Here is a 10,870-nt window from a genome sequence, read left to right on the forward strand (position 1 = left end):
ACCGCGGGATCACGGCTTCAGGCTGCTCACGACGGCCGCCGTCGCCGTGATCCCGCCCGCGATGGTGGGCGCGATGCTCGTGCTGGCCAGGGAGAAGCCGAACAGCGCGCAGACCAGCGCATGGGAGATCTTCAGCCCGCCGTTGCGCAGGAAGATCACTGCCAGGATCAGGAGCAGCAGCACCACAGAGATGGAAATGGCCATCGTCAACCTCCTCCGCCACGTCCACTTCGCGGCGTTCGGCCGTAAGTGTGGCGTAGCGGAGGGTTCGTTCGGGCGGCTGACGTGTCCCCCGAACGTGTGGTCTTACGCCGGGCGGTATGCGTCCAGGAACGCTTCGAGCCCCGCCAGATCGTCGGTGTTGAGGTAGTCGACCCCGGCGGCGAGCAGTTCGGTCCACAGGGCGTCGCGGGCGGGTCCGGCCGTGTCCGGGGTGGCCCAGAACCGCACCTTCTGGCCGCGCGCGTGCGCTGCCCGGACGATGCCCGTCAGCTTCTGCCGCTCGGCTTCGGGGAAGGCGCCGGCACCGAGCCAGCTGAAGTTGAGCGTCCAGTTGTCGCTGATCAGCGAGACGAAGGAGGCGGGCGCGGAGCTGCCGAGGTCGGTGAGCCGGCCGTCGTAGAAGGCCCGGCGCACGGTCTGCGCCTCCATGGGCGTACGGGCCGCGCGGTCACCGGAGATGACGGCGGTGACGGGACCGGAGTGGACGCGGCCGTGGGCGTACGTCGTGAACAGGTGTGGGTAGCACTGGAGATGGCGGTCGAGTTCGAGGTACGTCGACGAGCCCTCCGTCTTGATGTCGATGAGGAGTTGCAGGGGCGTGCGGTATCCGCGGTACACGGCGCCCTGGTTGGCCCGGACGCGGGCTGCAAGCGGGTCGAGGTAGAGGGATTCGAGGGTGCGGGACGGGTCGAGGTCCTCCGGGTCGTGGGCGACGAGGAGCTGGTCGCCCACGAGGTAGATGTCGGCCTCGACGCTGCCGAAGCGGTGGCCGAGGGCGTCGAGGAGGGGGCGGGAGTGCTCGTAGTCGTTGTGGGCGTGGGCGTGCCACAGCGGGCGCGGGCCGTGCTTGCGCTCACCGGCGACGGCGCGCGCGGCGGGCAGGGCGACCGAGCCCGCGAGGGCGGCGCCGAGGGTGGTGAGGGCTCTGCGACGGGTGGTGAGGGCCATGCTCTGCCTCCCTGGATGGGCCGTACGGGACCGAAGCGAGTATGCGTTCGCCCGCCGCCCCATTGGCATGTCCAGAAAGGGAGTTGGCTGTACTGCCGTCCTCCGTTCACTTCGCCGGAGCAGCGCACACGAAAAAGCCCGCCCCAGGTGGGGCGGGCTTTCCGGGGATTTCTCCGGGACTTCTCCGGGTGTATCTCAGGGGGCCTGGAGGTCGACCAGTTCGGCCAGCGCCGCGCGGTGGGCGCCGGCGGTGCCGTACGCGATCGAGTCGGCCTTGGCCCGCTTCAGGTATAGGTGGATCGGGTGCTCCCAGGTCATGCCGATACCGGCGTGCAGTTGCAGCGCCTCCTCGGCGGCGTGGACGGCGACGGACGCCGCATACGCCTGGGCGACGGCGACCGCCACGTCGGCGTCCGGGCCGGTCGCGAGCGCGTCCGCGGCGTTCCGGGCGGCGGCGCGGAGGCCGACGACCTCCAGCCACAGCTGCGCGAGCCGGTGCTTGAGCGCCTGGAACCCGCCGACAGGCCGGTTGAACTGCTTGCGCTCCTTGAGGTAGCGGACCGTCTCCGTCAACGTCCATTCGGCGACACCGAGCTGCTCGGAGGCGAGCAGTCCGGCACCGGCGCGCAGGGCCCGTCGTACGGCGGGTTCGGCGTCACCCAGCCGACGCGCCGGCGCCCCGTCGAGGGTCACGGTGGCGACCGGCCGGGTCAGGTCCAGGGACACCTGCGGAGTGACGGTGACGGCTTCCGCGTCCACCGCGTACAGTCCGCCGTCGTCGGCGGGCACGAGCAGCAGGTCGGCGGCGGCCGCATCGGCGATGCCGGTCAACTTGCCGTGCAGGGCGCCGTTTTCGAGTCGTACGGTCGTGAAGGCGGCGCCCGGAGCGGTGTGCAGCCCGACGGCCAGCGCACCGATCGACGTGGCGGACGCCAGCTGCGCGAGCAGGTCGTCGGCACCGCACTCCAGCAGCGCCTCCGTGGCGACGACGGCACTCGTCAAATACGGCACGGGCGCGACCGCCCGCCCGAGTTCCTCGAGGACGACGGCGGCTTCACGGTGCGTGGCGCCCTGGCCGTCCAGCTCTTCCGGAACCAGCAGGCCGGCCAGGCCCATTCCGTCGGTGAGCGCCTTCCACAGCGCGATGTCGTGCGGGGCGTCCGACTCGGTGCGCGCGATCACCGCGGCCGGGTCACAGCGGTCGGTCAGCAGGTCCCGTACCGCCGACCGAAGCGCCTCTTCCTCCTCCGAGTACAGCAGGTCGGTCATCGAGCGAGGTCCTTCCATGCAACGTCCTTGTCGGTGCGCGGCTCGGACGGCAGTCCCAGGACGCGCTCGGCGACGATGTTCAGCAGGACCTCGCTGGTCCCGCCCTCGATGCTGTTGCCCTTGGAGCGGAGGTAGCGGTAGCCGGCGTCGCGGCCGGTGAAGTCCACCAGCTCGGGGCGGCGCATGGTCCAGTCGTCGTACAACAGGCCTTCCTCGCCGCGGAGTTCGACCTCCAGGCCGCTGATCTCCTGGTTGAGGCGGGCGAACGCGAGCTTCATGCCCGCGCCCTCGGGGCCGGGCTGGCCCGCGACGAGCTGCTGGCGCAGTCGCTCGCCGGTGAGGCGGGTGACCTCGGCCTCGACCCAGAGCTTCAGCAGCCGCTGGTGCAGGTCGTGGGTGCGCAGTTCGGGGCGTTCGCGCCAGGTCTTGGAGACCGGGCCGATCATGCCGCCCTCGCGGGGCAGTCGCATGCCGCCGATGGCGACGCGTTCGTTGTTGAGCGTGGTCTGCGCGACCCGCCAGCCGTCACCGACCTCGCCGAGGCGGCGGGAGTCGGGGATGCGGACATCGGTGAGGAAGACCTCGTTGAACTCGGCCTCGCCGGTGATCTGCCGCAGCGGGCGGACCTCGACGCCCGGGTCGGTCATGTCGCACAGGAAGTAGGTGATGCCCGCGTGCTTGGGCACGTCCGGGTCGGTGCGGGCGATGAGGATGGCCCAGCGGGCGAGGTGGGCGCTGGACGTCCACACTTTCTGCCCGTTGACCACCCAGTGGTCGCCCTCACGGACCGCCCGGGTACCGAGCGCGGCCAGGTCGGACCCGGCGCCGGGCTCGCTGAAGAGCTGGCACCAGACCTCCTCGCCCACCCACAGCGGCCGCAGGAAGCGCTGCTTCTGCTCGTCCGTTCCGTAACGCAGGATCGTCGGGGCGGCCATCCCGAGGCCGATGCCGATGCGCCGCGGGTCGTTGTCGGGAGCGCCCGCGGCCTCCAGCTCGGCGTCCACGACGGCCTGGAGGGAGCGAGAGACATCGAGACCGCCCAGGCCCACCGGGAAGTGCACCCAGGCCAGTCCCGCGTCGAAGCGGGCCTTCAGGAAGTCCAGGCGGTCGGTCGTGGCAGGAGGATGCGTGACCAGCAACTCCTGTGTGAGACGGCGCAGTTCTGCTGCGTCGGTCATGCGGTGGCTCCGTTCTTCAGCGCGGGCACCACGGCGACCCGGCCGGTGGTGACACCGTCGGCGACCCGCTGGACGGCGGCCGCGGCCCCGCTCAGCGGCACGCGCTCGCTCACCAGCGGCCTGATCGCGCCCCGGGCGGTCAGCTCGGTGAGCTGTTCGTGGCAGTGCTGGATCAGCTTCGGGTTCTTGGTGTTGTACAGGCCCCAGTGCAGGCCGAGGATCGCGTAGTTCTTCACGAGGGCGTGGTTCAGCGCGGGGCTGGGGATCGTGCCGCTCGCGAAGCCGACGACCACGATCCGGCCCTCGAAGGCGACGACCTTGGTGGACTGGGTGTAGGCCTCGCCGCCCACCGGGTCGTAGATCACGTCTGCGCCCCGGCCGCCGGTGGCCTCCTTGACGGCGGCGACGACGTCCTCGGCGCGCCGGTCGACGACGACGTCACAGCCCAGCTCGCGGGCGACGGCGGCCTTGTCCGCCCCGCCGACGACGCCGATGACCGTCGCGCCGGCCGCCTTCCCGAGCTGCACGGCCGCGCTGCCGACCCCGCCTGCGGCAGCGTGGACGAGCAGCGTCTCGCCGGCCTCCAGTCGGGCCCGCCGGTGCAGGCCGAACCAGCCCGTCTGGTAGCCGATGTGCAGCGCGGCGGCCTCGGCGTCGTCCAGCGACTCGGGTGCGGGCAGGACGGCGGCGGCATCGGCGACGGCGTACTCGGCGAAACCGCCGTAAGGGAGTGCCGGGTTCGCGATCACCCGCCGCCCGTCCTCGGTCTCGCCGCAGATCTCCACGCCCGGCGTGAAGGGCAGCGGCGGCCGGACCTGGTAGTGGCCGCGGCACAGCAGCGCGTCCGGGAAGTTGATGTTCGCGGCACGCACCTTCAGCAGGATCTGGCCGTCGCCGGGCGTGGGCCGCTCGACTTCCTCGAGCCGCATCACCTCACTCGGCTCGCCGTTCTCGTGCACCTGCCATGCCTGCATGCGGAGCCTCCACGGGACTGCGTCGTCTGACCGGGGTCGCTCACATACTAAGCGGTCGCTTGCCGATCAGGGAACAGTCGCGTGCGTCACGGGCGGGCCAGCTGGATCGCAGGCGCGCGAGCCGGGTCACGACCGCGAGGGCCTCGCCCGTACATGCATCCGCTCCCCCTGCGGCCCGAACAGGCTGAGGAACTCCACCGGCCCCTCCCCCGTCGACCCGAACCAGTGCGGAACCCGGGTGTCGAACTCGGCCGCCTCCCCCGCCGCGAGCACCACGTCGTGCTCCCCCAGCACGAGCCGCAACCGCCCGGACAGCACGTACAACCACTCGTAGCCCTCGTGTGTGCGGGGATCCGGGTCGAGCCTGCGCTGCGGTTCCAGCACCTTGAACGCCTGGAGTCCGCCGGGCTGCCGGGTCAGCGGCCAGTGGGTGCGTCCGTGCCGCACGATCGGCTTCGACCGCACCCGCGGATCGCCCACGGGTGGCGCCCCGACCAGTTCGTCCAGCGGCACCTGGTGGGCCTGCGCGATCGGCAGCAGCAGTTCGAGGCTGGGTTTGCGCAGGCCGGACTCCAGCCGCGAGAGGGTGCTCACCGAGATGCCAGTCGCCTCGGACAGTGCGGCGAGGGTCACCTCCCGCTCCTTGCGGATCCGCCGCAGTCTGGGGCCCACATCCGCGAGAACGTCGTCGGTACTCATGCCCTTATTGCAGAATCGGCAATGCCGTTTGTCAATCCTGCGACGCCCGGGCGACCGTCTCCGTGGAGGTGGTCACCGTGACCGAGAAGTACGAAGTGATCGTCGTCGGGGGTGGCGCGGCCGGACTGTCCGCGGCCCTCGTTCTGGGCCGGGCCAGGCGCCACACGCTGGTCGTCGACGCGGGCGAGCCGCGCAACGCCCCGGCCGCGCACATGCAGGGCTATCTGTCCCGGGACGGCATGGCGCCCGCGGAGTTCCTCGCCGTCGGCCGCGAGGAGATCGCACGGTACGGCGTCGAACTCGTCCGCGACCGGGCGGTGGACGCGGCCCGGGACGCGGGCGGCGAGTTCGACGTGACGCTCGCAGGGGGGCGGACGGTCCACGCCCGGCAGCTGGTCGTAGCCACCGGTCTGAAGGACGAGCTCCCGGCGGTCGCGGGCGTCGCCGAACGCTACGGACGCGATGTGCTGCACTGCCCGTACTGCCACGGCTGGGAGGTGCGCGACCAGGCCTTCGGGGTGCTCGCCGGTACCCCGATGAGCGTGCACCAGGCGCTGATGGTGTCCCAGTGGTCCAAGGACGTGACCCTCTTCCTGCACACGGTCGCCGAGGAGGAACTGTCCGCCGACGATCTGCGCAGGCTGGCGGCGGCCGGGGTCGCCGTGGTGCCGGGCGAGGTGGCCGCACTGGTGGTCGAGGACGACCGGCTCACCGGGGTCAGGCTCGCGGACGGGACGGCATACCACCGTGAGGTGCTGTTCGTGGCGCCGCGTGCCGTCCCGCAGAACGGGCTGCTGGACCGGCTGGGCGCCGAGCTGCGCGAGACGCCCTTCGGTGCGTATCCGGTGATCGACGAGCGAGGTCTGACGACCGTCCCGGGCCTGTGGGCGGCGGGGAACGCGTCCGGTTTCGCGGAGCAGGTCGTGAACGCGGCGAGCCGCGGCTATCGGGCAGGGGCGGCGATCAACGGCGAGCTGCTGTTCGCCGATCTCGACGCGGCCGGCCAGGTGTGAGGCCTGCCTTTCGGGTCAGCTCGGCTGCAAAGCGCCGTTCCCTGCCGCCGGCCGGATCCGAAAGACAGGCCGGTCTGGCCGCTCCCGGTGCACCATGGCTGCATGCTGCTGAGCCGGCTCGCCCAGGTTTCCCAGGAGGTCGCCGCCACCTCGGCGCGGTCCCGGAAGATCGCGTTGCTCGCCGCGTTGTTCCGGGACGCCGACGCGGACGACGTGCCGATCGTCATCCCGTACCTGGCCGGCCGCCTGCCGCAGGGCCGGCTCGGCGTCGGCTGGAAGGTGCTCAGCCGCCCGGTCCCGCCGGCCGCCGGCGCCTCCCTGACCGTGCGCGAGGTGGACGCCCGGCTCACGGAGCTCGGCAAGGTGTCCGGGCCCGGCTCGCAGGCCGAACGGACCCGGCTGGTCGGAGAGTTGATGGGTGCGGCCACCGAGGACGAGCAGCGGTTCCTGCTCGGCCTGATCTCCGGCGAGGTACGGCAGGGCGCCCTGGACGCGGTCGCGGTCGAGGGCCTGGCCGAGGCGACCGGGGCGCCGGCGGCGGACGTACGGCGGGCCGTGATGCTGGCCGGTTCGCTCCAGTCGGTGGCGCAGGCGCTGCTCGCGGACGGGACCGCGGCCCTGGACCGGTTCCGCCTCACCGTCGGGCGCCCGGTCCTGCCGATGCTCGCGCACACCGCGTCCTCGGTGGCCGAGGCGGTCGGCAAGCTGGGCGCCTGCGCGGTGGAGGAGAAACTGGACGGCATCCGTGTCCAGGTGCACCGGGACGGCGACACCGTACGCGTCCACACCCGTACCCTCGATGACATCACCGACCGCCTGCCCGAGGTGACGGCGGCCGCGCTGGGGCTGGCGGGCGAGCGGTTCATCCTGGACGGCGAGGTGATCGCCTTCGACGCGGCAGGGCGGCCGCGGTCCTTCCAGGAGACCGCCGGGCGCGTCGGCTCACGGGTGGACGTCGTCACGGCCGCCGAAGCGGTGCCCGTCTCCCCCGTCTTCTTCGACGCGCTGTCCGTCGACGGCCGGGACCTGCTCGATCTGCCGTTCGCCGAGCGGCACGCGGAACTGGCCCGGCTGGTACCCGAGCCGATGCGGGTGCGGCGCACGCTGGTGTCCGGGCCGCAGGACGTCCAGGAAGCGGAGGACTTCCTCGCCGAAACCCTGCGGCGCGGCCACGAGGGCGTCATGGCCAAGGCCCTCGACGCCCCCTACAGCGCAGGCCGGCGCGGCGCGTCCTGGCTGAAGGTCAAGCCCGTGCACACCCTCGACCTGGTGGTGCTGGCCGTCGAACGGGGCCACGGCCGGCGCACCGGCAAGCTGTCCAACCTGCACCTGGGCGCCCGCACCGCCGACGGCGGCTTCGCCATGCTCGGCAAGACCTTCAAGGGCATGACCGACGCGATGCTCACCTGGCAGACCGAACGCCTCCAGGAGCTGGCCGTGGAGGACGACGGCTGGGTGGTGACCGTACGCCCCGAACTCGTCGTCGAGATCGCCTACGACGGCCTCCAGAAGTCCACCCGCTACCCGGCCGGCGTCACCCTCCGCTTCGCCCGCGTGGTCCGCTACCGCCAGGACAAGCGCCCGGAGGAAGCGGACACCGTGGAGACGCTGCTCGCCGCGCACCCGGAGGTGAAGCCGTGAGCGCCTCGCGCGAGAAACGGAGCGCGGGCCTGCTGTTGTTCCGGCAGACCGACCATGGCCTGGAGGTGTTGTTGGGCCATATGGGCGGCCCGTTCTTCGCCAAGAAGGACGCCGGGGCGTGGACCGTCCCCAAGGGCGAGTACGAGCCCGGCGAACCCGCCTGGGAGGCCGCCCGGCGCGAGTTCCAGGAGGAGCTCGGGCTGCCGCCGCCCGACGGCGAGGCGATCGACCTCGGCGAGGTCCGGCAGACCAACGGCAAGATCGTCACGGCCTGGGCGATCGAGGCCGACCTCGACCCGGCGACGATCGATCCGGGCACCTTCCGGATGGAGTGGCCGCCGCGGTCGGGGCAGCTCCAGGAGTTCCCCGAGCTGGACCGAGTGGAGTGGTACGGGCTCGACCGGGCCAGGGACGTGATCGTCAAGGCGCAGGCCGCGTTTCTCGACCGCTTGGCGGAGCACTCGACCTGAGCGGACCCGTACGCGTTGCGGTCCCCACCGCCGCGCGGGAAGGTCGAAGCACAGCGCTCCCAGGGAGGTCGGTCATGCCCATCGCAACGGTGAACCCGGCGAACGGTGAGACGCTCAAGACGTACGAGGCCATGGGCGAGGAAGAGCTCGAACGCCGGCTCCAGCTCGCCGAGGCCACCTTCCGCACGTACCGGATGAGCACATTCGTCGATCGCGCCCGCCTGCTCCTCAGGTCCGCCGACCTCCTGGAGGAGGACCAGCAGGACATCGCCCGCGTCATGACCACCGAGATGGGCAAGCCGGTCAAGCAGGCGCGCGCGGAGGCCGCCAAGTGCGCCAGGGCGATGCGCTGGTACGCCGAGCACGCCGAGGAGCTGCTCGCCGACGAGGAGCCTGCCGCCTCCGACGTGGCGGACTCCGGCGCCTCCCGCGTCCACGTCCGCTATCGGCCGCTGGGCCCGGTGCTCGCGGTGATGCCGTGGAACTTCCCGCTGTGGCAGGTGATCCGCTTCGCGGCGCCCGCGCTGATGGCGGGCAACGTGGGCCTGCTCAAGCACGCCTCGAACGTCCCGCAGACCGCCCTCTACCTGGAGGACCTCTTCCACCGCGCGGGCTTCACCGAGGGCTGTTTCCAGACCCTGCTCATCGGCTCCGGCGCGGTCGACGAGATCCTGCGCGACGAGCGCGTGAAGGCGGCCACCCTCACCGGCAGCGAGCCGGCCGGCCGGGCGGTCGCGGCGACCTGCGGGGACATGGTCAAGAAGACGGTGCTGGAGCTGGGCGGCAGCGACCCGTACGTGGTGATGCCGTCCGCCGACCTCGACCGGGCCGCGCAGGTCGCGGTGACCGCGCGAGTGCAGAACAACGGGCAGTCGTGCATCGCCGCGAAGCGGTTCATCGTCCACACGGACGTCTACGACGACTTCGCCGAGCGCTTCACGGAGGGCATGAAGGCGCTGAAGGTCGGTGACCCGCTGGAGGAGGACACCGAGGTCGGGCCGCTGTCGAGCGAGCAGGGCAGGGCCGATCTGGAGGAACTGGTCGACGACGCCAGGCGCAGCGGGGCCGCCGTGCTGTGCGGCGGCGAGCGGCCCGACGGGCCGGGCTGGTACTACCCGCCGACCGTCCTAGCCGGCATCACCCGCGAGATGCGCATCCACCGCGAGGAGGCCTTCGGGCCGGTCGCCACGCTGTACCGCGCGCACGACCTGGACGAGGCGGTGCTGATCGCGAACGACTCTCCGTTCGGGCTGAGTTCGAACGTCTGGACGCGGGACGACGCCGAGGTCGACCGGTTCGCACGGGATCTGGAGGCGGGCAGCGTGTTCGTGAACGGGATGACGGCTTCCCATCCGGCGTTCCCGTTCGGCGGGGTGAAGCGGTCCGGGTACGGGCGTGAGCTGTCCGGGCACGGAATCCGCGAGTTCTGCAACATCACCACCGTATGGCACGGAGCGTGAGCCTTCCGCGGCTACGATCCCCTTTGTGAACCGCGAAGTGACCCTGCCTCTGATCGTCGACGACCGCGGCACGTTGCAGGTGACGGCCGCCGACGTCAGCAAACTGCTGCGCACCGTGGGCGGCCGATGGCTGCATCTGGTGGAGGCCGGGCAGGAGGGGCTGGACGAGGACACGGTCGCGGCCCTGACCATCGAGCTGGCCAAACTGGCCGACCGGATCGACGTGGCGTGCATCGCGCACAGCAGCGGGCAGACCGGCTAGCTGGAACTAGGACCGGTCCTGGCTCGGCTCCAGCTGCGCCAACGTGTCCCAGAACATGGCCTCGTAGCTCTGCAGCAGACGCCCGTGGCGGTGTGCGCGGGCCTCGTCCAGCCGGCCGCCGTCCAGACCCGCCTGCACGGCGGCCGTCGCCTGCTCCGCCAGTTCGGGCGCGGGTCCGGCGAAGAAGTCGAAGAAGCCGCAGGCCTCGTCGGTGAAGCCGTAACGGCGGCGCAGGGCCTCGCCGATCGTCGCGCAGTAGCCTCCCCACGCCGAGAAGTTGGCGGTCAGCACGAGGACCACGTCGGCCGGTGCACCGCCCAGGGCGAGCCAGGCGACGTACGCGGGGTAGGCCTGGCAGCCGGGCAGCGGCTCATGTCCCTGCGCTCGCTCCTCGTCCACGCCGCAGGCGGCCGCGAACGCACCCAGCCGCTCGGCCGCCAGGGCCTCCCCTTCGGCGAGGGCCCCGAAGTAGGCGGCGGCTTCCGGCTCGGACACCGAGCGTTCCGCCAGATGCAGGAACGAACGGCGGTCCGCGGCGATCACCCAGCGCTGCTCCAGGGCGAGCGCGGCGAGCGTCCCAAGGCCCGCCGCGCCCTGTGCGATCCGGGGCACCAGGCGGTTGGCACGGGAGTCAGGGGCGAGCCGCGCACTGGCCGTCTCCAGCAGTTTCCTGGCTGTACGGGCCATTGCGTTCTCCCTCGTCCGGGTGTGCGGCGTCCTGTCCGACCCTGGCA

General features: G+C 71.9%; 12 protein-coding genes. 5 read left to right on the top strand and 7 right to left on the bottom strand.

The annotated features are described in order from the left end of the window. Window positions 1–9 precede the first annotated feature (9 nt). The 6 genes from ABT114_RS30080 to ABT114_RS30105 form a co-directional block, all read right to left on the bottom strand. Complete coding sequence (locus tag ABT114_RS30080; RefSeq protein WP_351146021.1) at window positions 10–204, bottom strand: hypothetical protein; 195 nt, start codon at window positions 202–204, stop codon at window positions 10–12. Window positions 205–306: 102 nt separating this feature from the next. After that, the gene (locus tag ABT114_RS30085; protein WP_351146022.1) at window positions 307–1,170 is read right to left on the bottom strand and encodes a phosphatidylinositol-specific phospholipase C/glycerophosphodiester phosphodiesterase family protein; all 864 of its coding nucleotides are present in this window, start codon (window positions 1,168–1,170) and stop codon (window positions 307–309) included. Window positions 1,171–1,365: 195 nt separating this feature from the next. Continuing rightward, on the bottom strand, window positions 1,366–2,439 hold the full coding sequence (locus ABT114_RS30090; protein WP_351146023.1) for an acyl-CoA dehydrogenase family protein: 1,074 nt from the start codon (window positions 2,437–2,439) through the stop codon (window positions 1,366–1,368). Further along, on the bottom strand, window positions 2,436–3,617 hold the full coding sequence (locus tag ABT114_RS30095; protein ID WP_351146024.1) for an acyl-CoA dehydrogenase family protein: 1,182 nt from the start codon (window positions 3,615–3,617) through the stop codon (window positions 2,436–2,438). The genes ABT114_RS30090 and ABT114_RS30095 overlap by 4 nt, the downstream gene beginning before the upstream one ends. Further along, the gene (locus ABT114_RS30100) at window positions 3,614–4,591 is read right to left on the bottom strand and encodes an NADPH:quinone oxidoreductase family protein (protein ID WP_351146025.1); all 978 of its coding nucleotides are present in this window, start codon (window positions 4,589–4,591) and stop codon (window positions 3,614–3,616) included. Before ABT114_RS30100 ends, ABT114_RS30095 begins: the two co-directional genes overlap by 4 nt. A gap of 126 nt (window positions 4,592–4,717) precedes the next feature. After that, window positions 4,718–5,290: a helix-turn-helix domain-containing protein gene (locus ABT114_RS30105; RefSeq protein ID WP_351146026.1), complete on the bottom strand. Its 573-nt coding sequence runs from the start codon at window positions 5,288–5,290 to the stop codon at window positions 4,718–4,720. A 68-nt stretch (window positions 5,291–5,358) separates the two neighbouring features. Between ABT114_RS30105 and ABT114_RS30110 the strand changes: the two genes are divergently transcribed. The 5 genes from ABT114_RS30110 to ABT114_RS30130 all read left to right on the top strand — a co-directional run bounded on the left by ABT114_RS30110 (window position 5,359) and on the right by ABT114_RS30130 (window position 10,136). Next, window positions 5,359–6,303 (top strand): NAD(P)/FAD-dependent oxidoreductase, encoded by a 945-nt coding sequence (locus ABT114_RS30110; RefSeq protein WP_351146027.1) that lies wholly within the window; start codon window positions 5,359–5,361, stop codon window positions 6,301–6,303. A gap of 102 nt (window positions 6,304–6,405) precedes the next feature. Next, on the top strand, window positions 6,406–7,944 hold the full coding sequence (locus ABT114_RS30115; RefSeq protein WP_351146028.1) for an ATP-dependent DNA ligase: 1,539 nt from the start codon (window positions 6,406–6,408) through the stop codon (window positions 7,942–7,944). Then, a complete protein-coding gene (locus tag ABT114_RS30120; RefSeq protein ID WP_351146029.1) occupies window positions 7,941–8,414 on the top strand; it encodes an NUDIX hydrolase in 474 nt (157 codons plus the stop codon). The genes ABT114_RS30115 and ABT114_RS30120 overlap by 4 nt, the downstream gene beginning before the upstream one ends. 74 nt (window positions 8,415–8,488) lie before the next feature. Further along, window positions 8,489–9,874: an NADP-dependent succinic semialdehyde dehydrogenase gene (locus ABT114_RS30125; RefSeq protein WP_351146030.1), complete on the top strand. Its 1,386-nt coding sequence runs from the start codon at window positions 8,489–8,491 to the stop codon at window positions 9,872–9,874. A gap of 25 nt (window positions 9,875–9,899) precedes the next feature. Continuing rightward, window positions 9,900–10,136, top strand: coding sequence for a DUF6213 family protein (locus ABT114_RS30130; RefSeq protein WP_351146031.1), 237 nt, complete (start codon window positions 9,900–9,902; stop codon window positions 10,134–10,136). A gap of 6 nt (window positions 10,137–10,142) precedes the next feature. Here the strand turns inward: ABT114_RS30130 and ABT114_RS30135 are convergent, their stop codons facing one another. Further along, a complete protein-coding gene (locus ABT114_RS30135; RefSeq protein WP_351146032.1) occupies window positions 10,143–10,823 on the bottom strand; it encodes a TenA family protein in 681 nt (226 codons plus the stop codon). Window positions 10,824–10,870: the final 47 nt, after the last annotated feature.

Source organism: Streptomyces sp. NPDC002088, from assembly GCF_040296605.1.
Taxonomy (GTDB): Bacteria; Actinomycetota; Actinomycetes; order Streptomycetales; family Streptomycetaceae; genus Streptomyces.

What these genes read in the sequence shown, in the direction of transcription:
- ABT114_RS30115 (WP_351146028.1), top strand. Translation starts at nt 6,406, where the DNA reads ATGCTGCTGAGCCGGCTCGCCCAGGTTTCCCAGGAGGTCGCCGCCACC.
- ABT114_RS30100 (WP_351146025.1), bottom strand. Translation starts at nt 4,591, where the DNA reads ATGCAGGCATGGCAGGTGCACGAGAACGGCGAGCCGAGTGAGGTGATG.
- ABT114_RS30095 (WP_351146024.1), bottom strand. Translation starts at nt 3,617, where the DNA reads ATGACCGACGCAGCAGAACTGCGCCGTCTCACACAGGAGTTGCTGGTC.
- ABT114_RS30090 (WP_351146023.1), bottom strand. Translation starts at nt 2,439, where the DNA reads ATGACCGACCTGCTGTACTCGGAGGAGGAAGAGGCGCTTCGGTCGGCG.
- ABT114_RS30085 (WP_351146022.1), bottom strand. Translation starts at nt 1,170, where the DNA reads ATGGCCCTCACCACCCGTCGCAGAGCCCTCACCACCCTCGGCGCCGCC.
- ABT114_RS30135 (WP_351146032.1), bottom strand. Translation starts at nt 10,823, where the DNA reads ATGGCCCGTACAGCCAGGAAACTGCTGGAGACGGCCAGTGCGCGGCTC.
- ABT114_RS30080 (WP_351146021.1), bottom strand. Translation starts at nt 204, where the DNA reads ATGGCCATTTCCATCTCTGTGGTGCTGCTGCTCCTGATCCTGGCAGTG.
- ABT114_RS30125 (WP_351146030.1), top strand. Translation starts at nt 8,489, where the DNA reads ATGCCCATCGCAACGGTGAACCCGGCGAACGGTGAGACGCTCAAGACG.
- ABT114_RS30105 (WP_351146026.1), bottom strand. Translation starts at nt 5,290, where the DNA reads ATGAGTACCGACGACGTTCTCGCGGATGTGGGCCCCAGACTGCGGCGG.